Annotated in this window: 25 protein-coding genes; all 25 read right to left on the bottom strand. The window is 68.0% G+C overall.

All coding sequences use genetic code 11. The annotated features are described in order from the left end of the window. Window positions 1-6 precede the first annotated feature (6 nt). The 25 genes from PH203_RS28160 to PH203_RS28040 all read right to left on the bottom strand — a co-directional run bounded on the left by PH203_RS28160 (window position 7) and on the right by PH203_RS28040 (window position 17,960). Entirely contained in the window at window positions 7-483 is a 477-nt protein-coding gene (locus PH203_RS28160; protein ID WP_289923330.1) for a hypothetical protein, read from the bottom strand. 173 nt (window positions 484-656) lie between these two features. Then, window positions 657-1,472 carry a hypothetical protein gene (locus PH203_RS28155; RefSeq protein WP_289923329.1) on the bottom strand — a complete coding sequence of 272 codons (816 nt, stop codon included), beginning with the start codon at window positions 1,470-1,472 and terminating at the stop codon, window positions 657-659. Window positions 1,473-1,488: 16 nt separating this feature from the next. Beyond that, a complete protein-coding gene (locus PH203_RS28150; protein WP_289923328.1) occupies window positions 1,489-2,091 on the bottom strand; it encodes a hypothetical protein in 603 nt (200 codons plus the stop codon). A 76-nt stretch (window positions 2,092-2,167) separates the two neighbouring features. Beyond that, window positions 2,168-3,790, bottom strand: a complete 1,623-nt coding sequence (locus PH203_RS28145) for a ParB N-terminal domain-containing protein (RefSeq protein ID WP_289923327.1) — start codon at window positions 3,788-3,790, stop codon at window positions 2,168-2,170. A gap of 72 nt (window positions 3,791-3,862) precedes the next feature. Beyond that, window positions 3,863-4,489 (bottom strand): hypothetical protein, encoded by a 627-nt coding sequence (locus tag PH203_RS28140; RefSeq protein ID WP_289923326.1) that lies wholly within the window; start codon window positions 4,487-4,489, stop codon window positions 3,863-3,865. A 62-nt stretch (window positions 4,490-4,551) separates the two neighbouring features. Beyond that, the gene (locus PH203_RS28135) at window positions 4,552-4,923 is read right to left on the bottom strand and encodes a hypothetical protein (protein ID WP_289923325.1); all 372 of its coding nucleotides are present in this window, start codon (window positions 4,921-4,923) and stop codon (window positions 4,552-4,554) included. Between the two features lie 107 nt (window positions 4,924-5,030). Continuing rightward, window positions 5,031-6,074 (bottom strand): N-6 DNA methylase, encoded by a 1,044-nt coding sequence (locus tag PH203_RS28130; RefSeq protein ID WP_289923324.1) that lies wholly within the window; start codon window positions 6,072-6,074, stop codon window positions 5,031-5,033. 177 nt (window positions 6,075-6,251) lie between these two features. After that, window positions 6,252-6,821 (bottom strand): hypothetical protein, encoded by a 570-nt coding sequence (locus tag PH203_RS28125; RefSeq protein ID WP_289923323.1) that lies wholly within the window; start codon window positions 6,819-6,821, stop codon window positions 6,252-6,254. Between the two features lie 62 nt (window positions 6,822-6,883). Then, window positions 6,884-7,354: a hypothetical protein gene (locus PH203_RS28120; RefSeq protein ID WP_289923322.1), complete on the bottom strand. Its 471-nt coding sequence runs from the start codon at window positions 7,352-7,354 to the stop codon at window positions 6,884-6,886. Window positions 7,355-7,380: 26 nt separating this feature from the next. After that, the gene (locus PH203_RS28115; RefSeq protein ID WP_289923321.1) at window positions 7,381-7,929 is read right to left on the bottom strand and encodes a hypothetical protein; all 549 of its coding nucleotides are present in this window, start codon (window positions 7,927-7,929) and stop codon (window positions 7,381-7,383) included. Beyond that, a complete protein-coding gene (locus PH203_RS28110; RefSeq protein WP_289923320.1) occupies window positions 7,926-8,720 on the bottom strand; it encodes a hypothetical protein in 795 nt (264 codons plus the stop codon). The genes PH203_RS28115 and PH203_RS28110 overlap by 4 nt, the downstream gene beginning before the upstream one ends. Before the next feature lie 172 nt (window positions 8,721-8,892). After that, a complete protein-coding gene (locus tag PH203_RS28105; RefSeq protein ID WP_289923319.1) occupies window positions 8,893-9,897 on the bottom strand; it encodes a DUF3560 domain-containing protein in 1,005 nt (334 codons plus the stop codon). After that, on the bottom strand, window positions 9,894-10,130 hold the full coding sequence (locus tag PH203_RS28100; RefSeq protein ID WP_289923318.1) for a hypothetical protein: 237 nt from the start codon (window positions 10,128-10,130) through the stop codon (window positions 9,894-9,896). The genes PH203_RS28105 and PH203_RS28100 overlap by 4 nt, the downstream gene beginning before the upstream one ends. Next, window positions 10,127-10,819, bottom strand: a complete 693-nt coding sequence (locus PH203_RS28095) for a hypothetical protein (protein WP_289923317.1) — start codon at window positions 10,817-10,819, stop codon at window positions 10,127-10,129. The genes PH203_RS28100 and PH203_RS28095 overlap by 4 nt, the downstream gene beginning before the upstream one ends. A 184-nt stretch (window positions 10,820-11,003) precedes the next feature. Further along, on the bottom strand, window positions 11,004-11,354 hold the full coding sequence (locus tag PH203_RS28090; protein ID WP_289923316.1) for a hypothetical protein: 351 nt from the start codon (window positions 11,352-11,354) through the stop codon (window positions 11,004-11,006). Window positions 11,355-11,429: 75 nt separating this feature from the next. Next, a complete protein-coding gene (locus PH203_RS28085) occupies window positions 11,430-11,738 on the bottom strand; it encodes a hypothetical protein (protein WP_289923315.1) in 309 nt (102 codons plus the stop codon). A gap of 81 nt (window positions 11,739-11,819) precedes the next feature. Further along, the gene (locus PH203_RS28080) at window positions 11,820-12,167 is read right to left on the bottom strand and encodes a hypothetical protein (RefSeq protein ID WP_289923314.1); all 348 of its coding nucleotides are present in this window, start codon (window positions 12,165-12,167) and stop codon (window positions 11,820-11,822) included. 146 nt (window positions 12,168-12,313) lie between these two features. Continuing rightward, the gene (locus PH203_RS28075) at window positions 12,314-12,778 is read right to left on the bottom strand and encodes a hypothetical protein (protein WP_289923313.1); all 465 of its coding nucleotides are present in this window, start codon (window positions 12,776-12,778) and stop codon (window positions 12,314-12,316) included. Between the two features lie 30 nt (window positions 12,779-12,808). Next, a complete protein-coding gene (locus tag PH203_RS28070) occupies window positions 12,809-13,333 on the bottom strand; it encodes a hypothetical protein (protein WP_289923312.1) in 525 nt (174 codons plus the stop codon). Next, window positions 13,330-13,758 carry a hypothetical protein gene (locus PH203_RS28065; protein WP_289923311.1) on the bottom strand — a complete coding sequence of 143 codons (429 nt, stop codon included), beginning with the start codon at window positions 13,756-13,758 and terminating at the stop codon, window positions 13,330-13,332. The genes PH203_RS28070 and PH203_RS28065 overlap by 4 nt, the downstream gene beginning before the upstream one ends. 64 nt (window positions 13,759-13,822) lie before the next feature. Continuing rightward, complete coding sequence (locus PH203_RS28060; RefSeq protein ID WP_289923310.1) at window positions 13,823-14,167, bottom strand: hypothetical protein; 345 nt, start codon at window positions 14,165-14,167, stop codon at window positions 13,823-13,825. A 106-nt stretch (window positions 14,168-14,273) separates the two neighbouring features. Beyond that, window positions 14,274-15,158 carry a hypothetical protein gene (locus PH203_RS28055; RefSeq protein WP_289923309.1) on the bottom strand — a complete coding sequence of 295 codons (885 nt, stop codon included), beginning with the start codon at window positions 15,156-15,158 and terminating at the stop codon, window positions 14,274-14,276. Between the two features lie 91 nt (window positions 15,159-15,249). Then, entirely contained in the window at window positions 15,250-16,395 is a 1,146-nt protein-coding gene (locus tag PH203_RS28050; protein WP_289923308.1) for a hypothetical protein, read from the bottom strand. Between the two features lie 66 nt (window positions 16,396-16,461). Continuing rightward, window positions 16,462-17,574, bottom strand: a complete 1,113-nt coding sequence (locus tag PH203_RS28045) for an AAA family ATPase (RefSeq protein WP_289923307.1) — start codon at window positions 17,572-17,574, stop codon at window positions 16,462-16,464. A gap of 47 nt (window positions 17,575-17,621) precedes the next feature. Further along, window positions 17,622-17,960, bottom strand: coding sequence for a hypothetical protein (locus PH203_RS28040; protein ID WP_289923306.1), 339 nt, complete (start codon window positions 17,958-17,960; stop codon window positions 17,622-17,624). Window positions 17,961-18,009 lie beyond the last annotated feature (49 nt).

The following is an 18,009-nucleotide window of genomic DNA, read 5'->3' as shown; positions in this document are numbered from 1 at the left end:
GCCGGGCTATTTCTGTGAGTGGTCGGTGGAGTGCTGTTTTGCTGCGGCGAGTTCGGCGTTCAGTTGTGCCTCTGCCTTTTTGAGCCGTTGTCGGGCGGTGCGAAGGCGCGCTTCGGTACCGGCCAGGGCCTGCTTGTATCGGGCGATGAGGTCGGCGAGGCGCTTGACTTGCTGTGTGTAGTGGCTGACTTCGTTCGCGCGGAGGGTGATGGTGGGTCGCTGGACCGTGGGGGTCCTGCGGCCGCCGCGCGGCTTGCTGAGTTGGGTGCGGGCGAAGTCGAGGAACTCTTCACGCACAACCCACTTGATCTGCTTGGTTGGTGGGCCGGTCAGGAGGGCGAGGGGAGGGAAGTTCTCGTGTCGTTTGGCCCAGTTGCTGACAGCGGAGCGGGAAATGCCGACGAGGTTGGCTGCGGCGGAGAGCGTTATCAACTCATCTTCGCGGCCTTGGAATTCAGGCCTGAGCCAGGTGACGGGTTGCACGAAGTGTCCTTGGTGGTGCATGTGCAGGGTGGGTGGTCGTAGGCGCCGTTGTTGGGCGTGGTGTTGCTGGGGTCAGGGTGCTGCTCCCCTCTCCTCGTAGAGTTAATTCTACTATTGATGAGGAGAGGGTCAAGTCTGTTTGTGCAGGTCACAGGGGGTGGGTGCAGCTTCCCTCAGGTCTCTGTACTACGCGCGTACCGCTCGATGATGGCGAGCATCAGAGCGAGCCCTCGGGCGACCTTGCGGACCTCGCTGCTGTACAGAACGAGCTCGACGGCCTGCCCGTCAGCGCCGACATGAAGGCGGTCGCTGTACTGGGCCCCCAGCGACTTCGCCTCGTAGTGCCCCGGCCTGGCCCGTGCCCAGTCCTCGGCGCCGTGGAAGCGCCCCTTCTGAAACCAGTTGCGGTCCATAGCCGCCTCGACGAACGTGCCCCACGCGCGGCCCGGCACCCGTGCGGCTTCGACCCTCGCGGTCGTCCCCTGGTCGTCGACCACGATGTACCAGTGGCCGAGCACCTCGCTGTCGAAGCTGAGGATCTTGCCGTAGCGGACCTGCAGTGCGGGCCACACCATCTGGATCAGTTCCACTGCCCGGTCGACGGCAGCGGTCTGTGCCCTCTTGTGCGAGGCGACCGCCGCCTCCCATGACTCTCGGTCGGTGGTGAAGCCGTCCTGCTGTTCATAGTTGGCCACCCTGGTCCGCGCACCCTTGTCGATGAGCACGTATCCGAGGTCCTCGGCGTAGCCGGGCGTCATCTCGGTGATCAGTTCGCGGCCGTCGTGGACGGTGTGCAGACGCAGGAAGCGTACGTAATCCTGCTCGTCGGGCAGGGGGGCGACGATGTGCGGGTTGCGCTGGGCGAACTCGGTGGGGATCAGATCGTCCCCTTCGGCACGTACGGTCCAGGCGCCGCTGGTCGTGACGGCCTGCGACAGGTGCTTGGAGACTTTCGGGTACCAGGTGGCCTTGCGGCGGTTGATCTTCATGGGTGTCTTGCGCCGATCAGGAAGCGGTGGAGTTGGCAGAGGGGACGAGGACTTCGGTGCCGGTCACGGTGCGGAGCACGTTCACGAAGGTGCTGGCCGTCAGGTCGGACAGGTCGAGGTGGGCGATGCGGATGCCGCCTTCGTCGTCGGCGCGGATGGTGGACCTGCCGCCGGGCCAGCGCAGATCTGCGACGCCGGGCACGGACCCGTAGGCCACCTGCGCTTCGGGGCCGGCCAGTTGCTCGGCCATGGTCATGAACGCCTTGAGTGCGTTGCGCGTACGGTCGGTGCGCACGCTGAGGTCGGCGAGGAGCCTGGTCCACGCGGGCAGGCCCGTGGTGAGGATGGCGTCGGCGACGGCCTGCGGATCTTTGATCGTGCCGGTCACGTCGTGGCGGTGGTCGCTGCGGCGTGGCCAGACGAAGGCGTGCGTATGAGACAGGGAGACCTTGACGGCGCCGGACGCGCGTACGGGCGGCGCGGTGGCGACTTCCAGTGACATGGCAGGGCTGTTGAGGAGGGCGAGGTCGCTGTGCCCGCAGCTGTCTGCTGTCCAGTCGGGTCCCAGCAGTGCAGCAAGGATGCGGGCGTAGTCGAGCGCGGAGCGAGCAGTGCGCATTGAGCGGTTCCTTCGAAGCGGTGGATTGGAGGCAGGCGGGAGGCCCGAAGGGGAGCGGGCCTCCCGCCGGAGGAGGTCAGGCTGCGGCCGCAACCGGCTCGTGCTCCTGGCTGTCCTCAAGGTCCTCGGTGCCCTCGTTCTGCTCCGGCTCGTCGTCTCCCCGAGCGCCCGCCTTCTCTTCCTCCTGCTGGGCCAGGCCCTTGGCCAAGGTCTCCGCTTCGACGGTGCTCAGCGCGTAGCCCTCCGCTTGCAGGAACGTCAGCCACGCGACGGTCTCCTCGTTGATGCGGTTGCGCCAGGCGGCGTCGTACATGCGCTCCACCTCGTAGGCGCCAGCGACATGGGCGAGCAGGACCCTCCAGGAGCGTGCCGGGCTGGTGCGTGCGATGACGGCACCGAACGGGTCGCCCACCCGAGTCCACTGACTGTTGCCCTCGTTGGGGTCCTCGACGCCGAGGAAGCGTGCGGTCAGGTCGGTCCTCTTGCGGCCGACGTAGTTCTCGTACGCGTAGCTGGTGCCGGTGATCATCGAGAGGATCAGCGGCCACACGCGCGGGCTCGCCTCGGGCTGCTGGCACAGGTCCTTGATGAAGTCCGCGCGGACTTCGCGGGCCTGCCTCCACGCCTTGTTGTTCGCGATGACCAGACGCCGCTCCGCTGTGGCCGCTTCCTTGTCCGGGCCTGCCTGGGCGGTGTCCTTCTGGGCGGCCTCGGCGGTGAGCGGGTGGCCGTGGCGGTGCCAGGCGGTGCACAGCCAGATGACCTCGGCGTCGTTCGGGGAGACGCACGCCGCGTGACCGGGGCAGGCGTGGTGGGTCTGCGAGGTCTGCGGGGCGCCGTCATCGGTGAGGAGGTCGGTGAGCGGCCTCGTGCTGGTAGCGGACCAGCTCCAGCGCCAGTCGACGACCGTGACCTCCGCGGCGGTCAGCTCGGCGGCCTGCTGGGCGCACTTGTCGGTGAGTTCCTTCTCGGCGCGCAGGCCGGCCAGGGCGTGCTTCCAGTGGCCGCGCTTGGTGTTGTTCTCCCGCTGGTCACGCACCTTGGCCCGCGTCAGGGTCCACAGGGCGTCGTGGACGCTCTCGACTTCCTGGAACTCGGCCAGTTCGATGAGGTTGAAGTCTTCCTCGATCGCCTCGGCCAGCGACGTGTCGGAGAGTTGGGCGGCCTTGCTGGCAGCCCCGATCTCGGCGGGCTTGAAGCCTATGGCGCGCGCGTTGCGCATCTTGCGGGCCTTGGGGATGTTCATGAGGGAGAGCTGCCGGGCGGCTTCGATGTCGTCGCGGACGGTGGCCTGGCGGCGGTGCTTGTTCTCGATGAACGACACCGTCAGTGCCGCGTCATCGACCCCTGCAAGGTCGTCTCGGACGATCGCGGGAACGAGCCGGTAGGGCTTCTTCTTCGCCCGGGTCTTCTTCGCGGCAGCCAGGGCGGCGTTGTTGCGGCGCTGGCCGAAGATGATCCCGAGTTTCCCTTCGTTCTCGCCTTCCTGCGGGCGCAGCACGAGCGGGGTGAGGACACCGAGTTCATCGACGCTGGCCTGGAGTTCAGGGTCGGGCTGGGTGGTGTCCTCGCCGTCCGTGTCGGCGCGGTCCTTGCGGTGGTTGTACGGGTCGACAACAAGGTCGTGGGGATCGACCCAGACGAAGCGGCCGGCGAATCCCTCGACGGCTTCCGGGCGTACGTCGGTGGTGGTGCTCATGGTGGCGGTCCTTCAAGTGATGGGGCGGGCGCGAGATCAAGTGCGCCCGCCTGGAGTGGTGCGGGGTCGGGCTCAGGCAGCTGCCGGAGTGCGGCGCCTGGTCGTGCGCTTGGCCGAAGTAGAGCGGCGTGCCGTGCCCTTCGGCTTGGCCTTCGCCTTCGCGGCGGGCGCGTCCGTGGAGTCGGCGGCGCCCTCGGCCGGAGGCTGGACGGCGGGAGGGATCGGCATGCCGTCGGCGCGCAGGCGCAGCCGAGTCCCGTCGAAGGCGGGCAGCAGCACTGTGCGGATCGCGGTGAGGATCTCCTCCAGCGGCGAGGCCGTGGTGAAGCGGACCCCGGTGCTGTACCGCACCCCCTTGGGCAGCCGGGTGTTCTCACTGGCCGCACCGTCGGAGCCTGCCGTCTGCTCGGGGGCGGGGCCGCCGACGGCGAAGGTCTGCACGGCCCGGCCCTGCCACAGGTGACGGATGCCGATGGACCGGCCGTCGGGGTGGACGAGGCGGATCGACCTGTCCGCGAAGCCTGCCGGGTGGTCCTCATGGTCCTCGTGCCACCCGTCGGCGAGGGCCTCGGCGATGGGCTTGCCCATCAGGTAGAGGTCGGCCTCGCTGAGCACGGCCGGCTCCGGTGCCTCGGAGTCCGCCGACTCCGCTTTGGTGAGGTCTGCGGCATCGGGCTCGGCGATGGTTGTGCTGCTCAAGAGAGTGCTCCTGCTCCAAGAAGTGTTCAGGTAAAGGGAGTTGAGGACTGCCGTGCCGGGATTCAGCGGGCGGTGGGGATGACGGAGGCGGTGCGGATGGTGTGCACGGCGTCCTCGGTCAGGCTGGTCAGTGCGCCTTGCCGGTTGAAGCCCGCGAAGATCACGGGGCCTTGAATGTCGGCGATCAGGCTCTCGTCGAGATGGAAGTACAAGGCGATGGCCGCGTACAGGTTCGGGGGCTGACCGTCGCGGGTTTCTGCGGCGAGGGCGACGGTGTGCGAGCCGTCCGGTCGGCGTACGTAGCGCAGGGCCTCGGCGTAGTCGCCGAGCGCCTGTCGGATCTGCGCGAGCTGGGCGGCCTCGGTGGCGTTCAGGTGCAGGTCGGTGATCGTGCCATCGGTGGCGACGAGCAGGGCGTGAACGGTGTCGGGCATGGCGGCCTTTCTGGCGTGTAGTCGGTGAGGTGACCCCCTCAACTCTTAAGTTAATTCTACTATTCATAGGGGGTGGGTCAACTGCGTCTGTGCAGGTCGGATGGGGGTTACGCCGCAGGCGAGAGGGCCTGCTCCATCAGATGCTCGGCCTGGCGCAGGGCGGCGATGATCCGAGCCTTGCTCACCACCTCGTCGCGGTGCTCGAAGACGGCGCGCGCCTCCTTCATCGCATCCGCGACGGCATTCGGGTTGGCCAGCGTGTCCGCGCACGCCACGGTCACCCGCGGGCCGAGCCTCCAGATCATCGCGTTCACCGCGCAGCACGCGGCGGCGATCGGGTCGATGTCGACCATCGACCACTGGAAGTCCGCAGGGTCGTGCCCGTGCTCGCGAAGGTGCTGGGCGGCCGAGCGCAGCAGCCCTCCGCTGCCGGCGCACGGATCGTGGATGTGCTCGCCGCCGTGCGGCGCGTTGATCGCGAGGCTGATGTCCATGACCTGCCCCGCGGCAAGCATGTCGGCCATGGCGTCGGCCACCGGTGCCGGGGTGTGATACTCGCCGAGCCCCTGCCGGGCACCGTGGGAGCGCAGGCACATCATCACGGGCGACAAGACGTCCGTCGCCGAGCGCAGAAACGGGTCCTCGTGCGCGGTCAGGTCGAACAAGCCGCGCTTCAGGGCCGTTTCGGCAACGGCTCGCACCGCCTGCATCCGGTACTCGTCGACCTCGTTGTTCAGCCACTCATGGAGGACCCGCGCACGTTCGATCAGGTCAGGGCGGTGCATCCAGTGCATCGACCAGATCTCTCGCAGCATCTCGATCAGCTGCGGGCCGTCCTGGGCGAGGATCTGCGTCTTGAGGTCCGGGCCGTTCGGGTCCCTCTCGCGGATGAGCGCGAGGGCTGCAACGACGCCGATCGGCACCTCGATAGCCGAGCCGCCGTGCCGGTTGTGCCACCGCTCGGCCACCGCTTCGCCGATCTCCAACGCGCGCCGGTGCGGATCGCGCACAGGGTACGGGCGAGGCGCCCGCCGGGCGTGCGGAGTGGAAGGTGCGGCCGGCGGTGCCAGCTTCGGCGCCGCGGTGAAGGTGGCGGGTATCGGCTCGGGGTCGGCGGTGATCTCTGCGAACAGATCGAGTTGCTGGGTCACGGCGGAGCCGCCTTCCGTGGGTGGAGTTGGGCATAAGGCGACCCGCCCCGGGTGGGGCGGGCCGCGGCGCTGAGGGTGCTTTGAGCGGGGAGTCCGGGCTTTCCCTCACCCTTCGATAGTTAATTCTACTACGGTAAGGGGTGGGGTCAACTACGAAAGCCCAGCTCAGGAGGGGGGTTAGGCCTGATCGATCCAGGTCATGCCGTACGGGGTCTGCCACAACCAGGACAGGCCCGCCTTATGGATCTCCGCCCGGACCCTGTCCCACCACACCCGCCCGAAGCGGTCGGTGTGTGCCTCGACGGCCCAGGCGGCCGACGCTGCCGCCTCCGGCACCTGCAGGATCTCGGCGACCGACTCACCGAACCCGTGGACGCGTTCACGCAGACTCTCGTGCAGCTCCCCAACTTCGGTGCGCCATGCCTCGTCATGACGGCGCTCCCCGCGCTCGTACGACAGCGGCCACCCCCGCTCGGTGATCGCCCCGTTCTGCTGCAGCGCGATCCAGGCCGCCGCCCGCTCACGCGAGAGCACCGCGGGCTTGAACATCACGTTCAGCACCTCAAGTTCTGAGGTGTCGTCCGACCGCATCCGAGCCCCGAAGTGGGCCGCGTTCGCATTGTGCTTCGCCTGGGCGCGCTCCCGTGCCGAGTTCTCGGTCCGGGCGTCCCACACGGGAATCAGGTAGTTCCACGTCGTCCGGGTGTGCTCCGGGTGCGTGTACGTCACCTTCCATAGGCCCCGCATGTGCGTTCTTTCTCCTTGCTGGTCGCGCTGTTCTGGCTGGTGCCGGTGTTCGGACGGCACGTTCACTGGGGCACCGGCGTGGCCTTGTGCTGGGCCACCCAGGTCTCGAAAGCGCACGGGTCGACGGCGCGCAGTTGGTGGAGGTAGTGGCAGGCCATGCGGGCGTGCAGGGCGCGGGCCTTGTCGGTGAACGGAACCCGCACCGGCAGGTGCCCCCGGCCCGACGGCCACGTCAGGCGGCTGGAGTCGGGTGCGGCAGCCGCGATGTACCAGTCGAGGTTCGCGGCCAGCCGCACGGGCAGCTGGTCTTCGACCGGCTCGTCCTCCATGGGCCAGATGCCCTCGCCGTCGTCGGCGAAGAAGTCGTGCGGACTGCCGACCGCGGCGTCGTGCGGCATGTTCACCCAGACGCGCTGGCCGTGCTCAGCATGCGGTTCGACGTCGATGACGGTGCGGTTGTAGGCCAGGCACGTTCCGTTCGCCTTCGACAGGTAGAGGACGGCGACGCGATCACCGCGCTCGTACTCACTCATGTGAGGCAACTCCTGTTCTGTAGCGGTTACTTCGATGCGCGCTTTAGGGCGCGGATGGCGTTGGCGCGGGCCGCCGTGGCCGGGCAGGGGGCGGTGAGAGCCCTCACGTGGGCGACGACCTGGCCGTGGTCGTCCTGGCGCACGGCGCGCTGCAGGCTCTCGCAGGCCTGCGCCACCTCGTCCACGGTCGTGGCGTGTCCCCGCCGGCATGGGCAGGTATCAGCCATGGACGCGGACAGCGCCGTGAGCAGATACGCGTGCTGGTCCTGCGGGACGCAGCCGCGATGGCGCATCGCGGGGCGCGCACGGCGCAGATGGCTGTAGAAGCGCAGGACGGGCGTGCCGCACATCAGGCAGGCGACGGGCCACAGCACGTCGCTGCCCGGATATCCTCCGAGCGGCGCCCAGCCGAGTTCGTCGATGCGGGCGACAGCGAGGGCGGCGGAGGTGACGTTGCGGAGCGTGGGCCCCAGCCCGGAAAGATAGGCGCCGAGCTCATCGCCTGCGGCTGCGTCGATGGTGCCCGTCAGGGGTGTCTTGCTGATCACGGTCGCGGTGTCCTCCGGCCGGATCATGCGGTGGTGTAGGTGCGCAGGACGGCGTACGCGGCGGCGATCGAGGTGTCGCTGGTGCGCAGCGCGAACGGCGTGCTCGGCTCGGCGGCGTTCGCATCGTGGAGGATCTCGAGCGGCCCGTGTGCCGGGTAGAGGTTCGTGAATCCGTCCCGCGGCGGTGCACCGTTGATTTCGGGGAGGGCGTCGAGGACTGCCCGTACCTCGGGCGGGAAGGGATCGGCTTCGCCTTCGAGGTGGGACGCGGGCCTGGTCAGCGCAGTGCGCCCGCATCGGATTGCCTGCTCGGCGGTGAGCCAGTTCATCCGGACGTTCACGCTCACGGCGCCGGGACGCGGCGAGCGGACATAGATGCGGAGGGCCGGGTTGGCGCTGTCCCCGCCCTCCAGTACGAGCTCTGAGCGGGCGGCTGTTCCTTCCGCGACAGCGGGCAGCCGGGCATCACGCAACGGCAGGCTCAACAGCCGCAATGCCGCCAGGGCATCGCTGCGCCCGAAGTGCGGCAGGACGCGGCTGTGGATCAGCTCGGCGACCTTCCCGCCGTTCGCGTTCTCCATCGCAGTGGTCGCGGTGAACGGCTTGGCGGGCTGGTGCGGCTCGCTGTCCTGGGAGACGAAGGCGCTGACGCTGAGCAGGCCGTCACGGGACTGGAGGCTGCAGCGCAGGCCGAGGGGGTGGGTCACGATCGCCGTGCCGAGCAGCCCGGTCACGGCCCATTCCGGCCCGAGTGCGGCGGCAGTCCGCTGGGTGAGTGTGAGCAGATCTGGAGCGACGAGCTGAGTGTCGTAGGGCATGGAGTGCCTTCTTTGTAAGTGCCGTTCCGTATCCGGTGATTGCGGTGAGCGGACGGCTGTGGGCATGGTGAAGGGGGTGCTGGTGAAGCCCTGTCCAGCACCTCCTCGTTACTAACTATTCTACTATGGTTTGGGGTGGGGTCAACTGCGAAAGACCAGGCCAGGAGGGGGGTTACTCGGTAGTGGAGGCGGCGAGCGCGGCTTCCATCTCCTCGGCGCTACGGCGTCCGAACACCTCGTCGTAGGTGAGCAGCCACGTCCAGCCGTCGAGCTTGTTGTCCGAGGCGCGTACGACACCCCCGCCGATGCCGTTGTGGATGTGCGGGATGGTCACCGACTTCGCGTTCACGCGCAGGACTTCGAACCAGGTCTTGCCCCGGCGGACGAAGTCACCCTTCTTGAAGTCGGCCTTGGACCACACCTTGAAGCCGTTCTTCTCGGCCTCGGCGATGACCGCCTCCCAGTAGGTGATCTCCTCGGTGAGCTCCTCGTGCCGGATCGCGAGCTCCTGCACGGTGTCGGGATTGCTGATGTCCCGGCCAGAGCCCCCGGCCGACTCCCCGCGCTGCCACTTCTCAACGCGCCGCAGATCGGCCTGGAGCCTTTCGATACGGCGCAGAGTCCGCCGGGGCGCCTTACGGAACTGCTCGTACCCTTCAGCCGCCCTCTGACGTCCGGACCAGTACGAAGCCTTGCCTTGTTCGCTGATGCTGGTCCGCATCGCGTGGTCGATGCGCTCGGCGTCACGCCGCGCTCGGCGCTCGGAATGGTGCCCGATCAGAATCGGCTGACCCATGGGGATGCCGTCGGCGAACCGATGGCCGTGCTGGTACGCGGACTCGGAGCGGCCGGCGGCATTGTCGGCGTAGCCGCTGTATCGCTCGGCCCGCCCCTCGGCGCGCTCGACGCGGTCGGCCTCGGCTTCGGCGAAGCTACGCCGGTTGCTCTCGTCGATCTGCACGTTGACCTCGAAGCCGGCCTCGCGCAGGGCGGCCGCGGCCGCGTTGATGTACCAGGTCTTCGCGGCACGGTCGCGGGACTGCCGGATGCCGAGCTGACCGATGGAGGGCATGTAGCGGAAGCCGTGGCGGCGGACGATTTCGTAGACGCCATCACCCTTCGCGCTGCCCTCGATGAGGGTTCCGTCGCTGCGTGTATGGATGATCTCGATGGTCACTGTCGGGGTCCTTCCGCGAGTTCGGACAGGGGGATGGGGATGAGGGCCAGGCCGGTGTGCCAGCCGCCGAAGATGTCCTGCGCCGCGCGGTGAGCGGTGCGCAGCTGATACCAAGTGCCGTGGTCAGCTAGGGCTTTGGCCGCAGTGACGTGGAACGCGATCGCCTCACCGTGCGTGTCGCGCAACGGCTTGTCGCCGTGGCCGCGCAGCCACACGTAGCCGCCGACCTTCACGACTCCTCCGGCGTGTCCGCGCGGGAGCACAGGAGCAGCGCCGTCTCCAGGGACACCAGGAGGTCGTCGCGGTCGAAGGCGAGGGACGACGCGGCATGGCGTGCCGCGTGCGGCCCGGCGCAGAACCCTTGCGCGTCACCGTCCGAGTGCTGCTCGGCCCACGAAGACGCGTACTGGGTGAACGCCCACGCGTACTGGCCTGCGGACGTCGGGGATTCGAGCTCGGCCGCTGTGGCGGAGCGGGCTTCCCAGGCGGCGAGGAGAAGTACCTGCCGTCGCACTTCCGGGCTGGTCAGAGACCACAGGCTGGGCAGGCCGAAGACGACGAACGCCTCCTTCACGTTGTTGTCCACAGCAGCGATGGCCCGGGCGAGGAGGCGGTGGAGCGAGACGATCTCCTCCTCGCCGTCCTTGCTCTCGCTGTTGCTGGTGGTGTTGTTCACGGGCTTCTCTTTCGTGAGTGACGGTGTGGTGGCCCAGGACGGCCACCACGTGGTGCGGGATTCGGGATTTTCGGGGCTGGGCTGGCGCGAGAGGTCGGAGGCCGCGCGCACTTGGTACTCCCACGAGCCGTCCGGCCAGGGGCCCTTGCGGTCGATGACCGTGGCGGTGCCGTCGGGAAGACTGCGGGCCCATTGCTGGTTGATGTGCGAGACCCGCGTGCCGATCGGCAGGGGGTGGCGGGTCATGAGTGGTCGGCCTCGTCGGCGACAGGTGAGCGCGCGAAGAAGGCAGCGATGTCGGTCCGCGTGCGCTGGCGGTCTCGGCGCTTCAGAGCACGCCGGACGCGCAGGGCTATCTGCCGGTTGGGGAAGTCGTCTTCGGGGTACCGGTCGCGAAGCCCGACACGGGCGATCTCGCGAGGGCTGAGAATCACAGGAGTTCTTTCTCGTCGGATGGGCGTCGATCAGTGGTGCTGTCGCTCGCCCGGGATTCGCGTGCTGCCTGTCGACGTCGGGCTGCGGTGATCAGCACGCAGGCATCCGTGTCGCGGCCGAGCAGGACCAGCCCGCACACTTCGAACATCAACGGCCAGTGGCAGGCGGGAACCTCATCGGCGAACTCCTCGAATGTCACGGCCTGTTCGGCCCGGCCGCGTCGGGTCCAGGCGCGGTAGACGATGCGCTGCATCGTGCGATTGGCCCGGCGGGTCTGGGTGCTGTTCAGGCCGAGGCTGCTGATGATCTCGGCGGCCGCATCAAGCGGCAGGTGCTTGTCGAGCACGGTGGTCATCGTCTTTCGGGGTCTGGATAGGTGGCGCTGGCCGGGCTGTGCTGCGGCGCAGCCCCGCGGCGGGCATCAGTGGGCGGCCACGCCGAAGAACAACCAGGCGCCTGAGCCGTCTGCCGCCGTGATCGGCAGTGCGCCGGCGGGCCCGTACTTGCCGCTGACCCGCGGATCGTCGCCGTCGAGCAGCTCCTTCGCGCGCCCCACGGCGTCCTGCTCGCTGCGCTTCGGTTCGTCGAGCAGCGTCACCTCGTGCTTCTCGGCGATGGTGCCGGTGAAGCTGGAGTTCCCGTACTCCCATCTGGCCTGCTCGCGAGCGGCAGTGAAGGCCGTCTGCACGTCGGTGCCGGTGGCGATGGTGTAGAAGTCGAGAGCGCCCATGAGGCGGCTCCTTCCGTTGAGTTGGGGATGGCGGCATGGCGCGGCCCGCCCCGGTACGAGGCGGGCCGAAGTCGCGGAGCGTCAGTGGATGTGAACGCGGGGCCGGTTGGTGCGCATGACTCGTGCGCGGGCAGGCTGATGGCCGTCCTGCTTGCTGTAGATCTCGGCGAGCACACGGTCGGCGCCGACCACTGCGGTGACCGCGTCCTCGAGTACGGAGCTGCGCTGGTCCGGGCCGAGCGTGCCGAACCATGCCTCCATTGCGGCGCCGTCCTTCTTCACCAGGCCCAGCGTGTCCGCGTATGCCTCCCAGGCGTGCACGGTCATGTGTGCGGCCCAGGTGATGGCGGTTGCGGCCTGCTCCTCGGTGATGTTGTGCAGGGTGGCGACCTGCAGAACTGCGAGCGGGTCCGGCGTCATCGTGCGCATCAGGGGTGCGTCCTTTTCTCGTATTCCAAGGGGGAGTTGGGCGTATTTCCCCTTCCCAACCGAGGTTAATTCTACTATGCCAAGAAGGGGTGTCAATTGCGTTTTCCCAGGTCAGAGCCCCGGAAGGTGCCTCGTTGTATGTGCCTCTACGCTGCCGCCCGCGCCTCGCGGCCGGTACGAGAAGCCCGCTTGCGGATGCTCGCCGCGCCCGCGCGCCGTACCTCCGACCGCTGTGACGTCACCCGGCACAGCCCGCACAGCGGCTCCCCGAGCCGCTGGTGCGCCTTCACCCCGCTGCTCGTCCCGCACGTACCCGCCTGCGAGGCGAGCTTCGACAGGGCGGGCGCACCCTCGGCCACAGCGACCGGCCGACCGTTGACCCACGTACGCGCCGCGCACACCCCGTCGAACCGGCTCGCCTCCGGCCGCACCCGCTCGTAGCACTCCAGCACGAACGGGCACAGCTCCGCGCAGTCCTCCATGAGCGGTGCGCAGGTCTTCATGACATCACTGGGGTGTCTGCGGACCAACTCCTCGCTGGGCACGTACCCGTCGAGGCCGGCGCACGGCGCGGCGGCAGTCCAGGCTGCGGAAGTGGTGGAGGTGATCACGGGGAAGGGCTTTCTCGTTGTCGCGTGGATTCAGAACAAGGCGGGCTGCGCCTTGGCGGGCGGGCAGATGGCATCCAGGGCGGCCGACGCCTTCAGCTCCAGGCCACTGGCCCGGCGCGCCCACGGGCGGTAGAACAGGGACGTCCACAACTCGGGCGTACGAAAGGGAACCGGGCCCGGAATGTACGTGGCATCGTGCGCCGCTACGGCCTCGACCGCCGCGCGCAGGAACCCGTAACGGACGGGCGTCAGACGGGAGTTCACCGTCCGATGTACGTCATGCCAGTACACGAATCCGAACCGCGCACCTCCACGGGCGTCGACGTCGTAGCGAAACCCGCACCCGCTGGGCATGGCCGACCAGCGCGTCAGGCATCCGGCATCCGGTTCTCCTTCGAGCCGCCGGACGCTGCGGTCGTGCCGCCCCTCATCGAACTGCTTCTCGCCCCACCGAATGCGGGCGCGAAGATCCGGCAGGTCGATGAACTCCAGCAGCAACGCGGGCGAGAAGAAGTCACGCACCGCCATCTGCATGTCGTCCTCGTTCAGGTTCACGCCCTTGCCCCGGCCGGGTCGCGGAGGTGCGGGCAGGCGGCGAGGTGAGCCATCGCGGCCGCGACGAGAGGCCCCAGGCCCAGGTCCCCTACTTCGTACTGGCACGGATGAGGGGGCAGGCTGTCGTAGACCACGCACCGCCAGGCAGGCGACGGCCCGTCCTCGGGCACGTGGCTCAGGTGCCAGCCCGCGAGCGATCCGGGGGTCCAGCGGTTGAACGGCAGGGCGTCTTCGCAGGCGACCACGAACAGCGTGCCGTCGTCGGCGAAGGCGCAGACGGCCAGGCCGCCGCGGGTCTCTACGTACGGGTGCAGTCCGGCCGCTTCGAGAGCGGCGTGCACGTCGCTGTACACGGCGAGTGCGCGGTGCTCGTCCGGTCCGTAGTCGGCGCGGATCGCGGCCACCTCGGCAGTCACATCAAGCATGTCTCTCTATCCTCCACGCCGGTTGTGCACTGGCCTATTTCTTCCAGTGCACAACCCGCTGCAATTACTTGACCTTCAGTGCCACGCGCTTGGTGAAGTGGTCGCCAAACCGGCTCCGCAGCACACTGACCGCCAGGTCAAGCGTGCTCCATGCGCTCTGCGGGATGTCCATGAAGAGCACCCCTGTCAACGGCAGATCGCCTTTGGGGTGCTGCGTGAGCGCCAACGCCTCCCACCCCTTGCCTCCCGGCCGGCACTGAGCCTCAACGGAGCTCTGTCCGTGATAGGCGATCACGCGGACCTCGTCGCCTCGGCAAGCCACCTGGAACATCCTTGCCCTGGTGAAAGCGTCAAGGAGTTGGTCGTCGGGCATGTAAGCGATCCCGCGGCAGATGGAGCCGTACTTCATGTGTGCCTCCCAAAGTGAGCTGGCCCTTCCTGCTCATATGATTAATTCTACTATGTGTTGCAGGGGTGGCAAATCGTCCGAGCGTGAGCCGCTGAACATTTATACATCAGCCTATTTCTCGCGGTGACTCTACCTCCCCGCCACCAGCCGCCGCCTCCCGCCTGCTGCTCCGCATGGCAGCAAGCTGCTGCCGCGCCACCTCCGACAACCCCTCCACCCCCGGCTTACGCCGCACCTGCGCCAACACCCGCTCATTCGCCTCCCGCTCACGGGCCTTGAACCGCTCCTTCTCTGCCCGTTGCCGCGACGCCCGCTTCTGCCTCGGACTCGTGCCACAGCCCCGGCACGAACGGCCCGGCTTATCCGGATGCGTAGGGCACGAACCCTCCTCTGTCTCGTCGAGCGGAGCGTCACCCGGCTCCCCTGCAGCGTCAGCTGTGGGGGTAGGGGGGTTCTTCTCTGGATATTGGCTCTGGTTACTAACTAGAACGCCCGAAGATCCGGCGTCCGGTGAACCGGCGTCCGGAAAACCGGCGCCCGAAAACCCGCCTTCGGTGCCACCGGCCTCCTCCCCATCACTGCCTCGTCCGCCCTCGGGCAACTCCTTGTCGGCGGGCGCATTGCCCTGATCGAGCTGCTTCTTGAGCCTGCGCGCCACCCGCCGCGCCTCCAACTTGCGGTACTCCTCGGCCGCCCACTCCTGCGCCGTGTCGTACACCTCGGTGATCCGGCTCAGCGTCCCGTCCGCCAGCCGCTCGGTCACCACCCGGTAGTAGCCGAAGTCCTTCAGCTCGCGCAGCGCCGTCTTGATCGCCTCCTTACCCTCCTTGCCCGCGCTCGCGATCGACTCGGCACGCACCCTCCACGCATCCGGCTTCGAGATCAGGAACGCCAGCACGCCCCGGGCCCGAAACGAAAGACGGGAATCCTCAAGGGTGGCCGTCGGCAGCACGGTGAACCCGGTGCTGAGGTGGCGGCGCAGAATCGACACGGAACATGCCTCCAAGGCGGCAGTAGGACTTCGAAAGATCAAAAGAGAAGGCGAACCCCACACCGTCCGTGCGGGGCCGCCACAGAGGCCGTCAGGAGGTCTTGCGGGCCCGGCTGACCTTGATGGTGCGGGCAGTCTTCTGACCGGCCGCCCTACGCCGGGGCACGACCATGCCGGCCCGGCGCAGAATCTGGATCATGGCCTTCTCGTCCGGGACCATCGGCACGACCAAGTCGGCGTCCTCGAACAGCTCGACCATCGCAGCGACATCCGACTCCTCCTTGTCGTTGCCGCCGCCCCACCCCAGGTGGTTGTCCCCGTAGTTGCCCTCCGGGGAGTCGTCGAGCATCGCCCGAGCCATCTCCTTGACCCGCTTGGCCTCCCGGAATCGCTCATGAGCGCGCACGTAGTCGGCGAGCGCCTTCGCGCGGTCCTCGTCGTCGTGGACGAGAATCGTCTGCGCGGGCCGCCCCGGCGGCACACCCGGCCAGCAGGAATGAACAAACGGGCAGTTGTCGCAGATCACCGACAGGCCCGGACCGTCATGGTCGCGCCGCAGCTCCTCCGGAGAGTCCGCCTCCACGACACGGTCCACCCACCAACGAGCCTGAGCAGCCAGCCACTCATCGAAGACGAACTCCTCGATGTGCTCCTCGCCCGTATCCCGGCATACGAAGCGGAACCGGATGCGCTGCACGTCGATCGGGCCGAGCCTGTGCAGGTACCGCTGACCAGGGATGTCCGCGAACCCGACCGTGCGCAACAGGTCCGCGTACAGGAGGACTTGCCGCATCTCTGCTGCTGTCGGCCCGAACCTCACGACCCGGTCCCAGACACGGCTCGACTTCGTCTTCACGTCCTCCACCGTCAGGTGCGCGGCAGGCTCGGCAGGACGATGCCGCTTGGGTAGCCGCGCTGCCGTGGCGGCATCGAGCTGTACGACGTCGATGTGCCCGCGCAGGGTCCCGTCCGCGACGGTGCGCTCGATGAGCCACCCGTACTCGCGGCGGGCATCTTCGAGCAGCCCCTGGTGGATGTACGTGCCGAGGATCGCGGCCCGCTTGTCCCCGGAGTTCGTGCGCTCCGCGCCGGCCAGGATGTATCCGGCGCGACGTGAGCAGATCGTGTCCGACGCCCCCAACTGTGTCTGCACAGAACGGGGTCGGCGGGCATCAGCGGAGTGCGCGGCATCCCAGATCGACAGAGAAGCAGGCGCACTGAAGGTGGTGGCGGTCACAGCGATTCTCCAAGAGGGCACGCCGGGGCCCGACCCGGCACAGCGGGCCCCGGCAGGGTGCGAAGGTCAGGCGGCGGCGAACTCGTCGGGCGGCAACTCCTCGAAGTCGCCCGGTGCCTCGGCGGCCTGGTCCTGCTGCTCAGCCGCAGCCGCCCGCAGCCGCGCCGCGTCATCACTCGTGGGGTCGCTGAACTTCTTCGGGTTCTTGACCTCGGCGGCCGTCCGCTCGATGGCGGCGCGCACCACGAGGACCTCGTTGCGGGTGAGGTCCTCGTCCGATTCGACCTGACGCCACAACTTCTTCAAGCCGTCAACGCCCTGCTCGGCCGCCTTGTGGACCTTCGGCATCCACTGCTGCGCCAGATCACCGGTCAGCTCCGGGGCGACCTTGGGCTGGTTGTGGATCGAGCAGCCCATCAGACCGAACACCAGCCTCTCGATGGAGAAGCCCGGCAGCGTCTTGGGCTTGCCGCTGCGCGGCACCTCGAACTTCAGCGACCGGGCGCCGATGACCTGCGGATCGCTGTCGCGCTGCAGCCGCACCCACACCGTCGCGTCATAGGCGAGGGACTTGTGCCCCTCCACCCGCCAGTCCTTCGTCTTCGGGATCGGATCGCCGTTGCCGTCCACGGCGGCCACTTCCTTGCCGCGGGCGAGCAGGATCACGATGCCCGGCATGGTGCGCACGAGATACATGACCCGCTGCCACCGTTCGGACGCGTCGTTCCACAGGTTCATGGAGGGCCTGATCTCGGCATCCGGGTCCTGGCGCAGCTTCGCCTCGTTCTTCGGTGTGCGGTGGGCGCGCTCGTTGGTCCAGTTCACGAGCATCCGCCACAGCATCGACACCGAGTCGATCACCAGGACGACAGGCTTCTCCTTCGCCGCGGCAGCGCGCCGAGCCTCGGCGTGCACGGCCTCGATCTGGCCGAGGATGTCGCGGTAGCTGCCGTTGTGCTCGATGAGCAGGTAGTCCGCACCCGGCACGTTCGCGTACTCATCGGCCGTGTCTTCGCCGAGCTCCAGCCAGTACGCCTGGCCGGTCTGCTCGGAGCCGGTGAATGCCGCAGCCTGATGGCTCTTGCCGCTCTTCTCTTCGCCCTCGATCAGAACGATCGGCCAGGGAATGACGCCGGTGGGCTTGCGGGTGCGCAGGCGCGGGACGGTCGTGCTGGACACAGAAACATCTCCAAGGGACTTACAGGAGGTTAGACACTGGCCTATTTCTAGGCCGTGTGGATCTTCCTGATCTCGAACAGGGGGGACCACTCGGGGTGCAGGTCGATGAGGCGCCTCACGTAGCGGCTCCGGAAGTCGTTGTTGAGCTTCCAGGGCTCGCCGCGGGTGGCGAGTCCGTACTGCCAGCGCAGGACCTCGAACAGCATCCCGATGCCGATGCGCGTGAGTCCGCGCTCGATGCAGTCGGCGGTGAGGCTCTCCAGGTGCTTGAGGATCCAGGGGTTGAGCTGGTCGAATGCCTCGAACCGTTCCTGGATCGTCAGCTTGCCGCCTGGATTCTCGGGTTGCTGTATGGCCGCGATGGGCAGTTCTAGCTGCACGGTCACTTGCCCCTCCTCGTTCGATGTATCGCAGCCTATTTTGCATGCGGTCGCC

This window comes from Streptomyces sp. S.PB5 (assembly GCF_030403745.1).
Classification (GTDB): Bacteria; Actinomycetota; Actinomycetes; order Streptomycetales; family Streptomycetaceae; genus Streptomyces.
The sequence above is the reverse complement of the archived record's forward strand: the minus strand, read 5'-3'. Positions and strand labels throughout refer to the sequence as shown.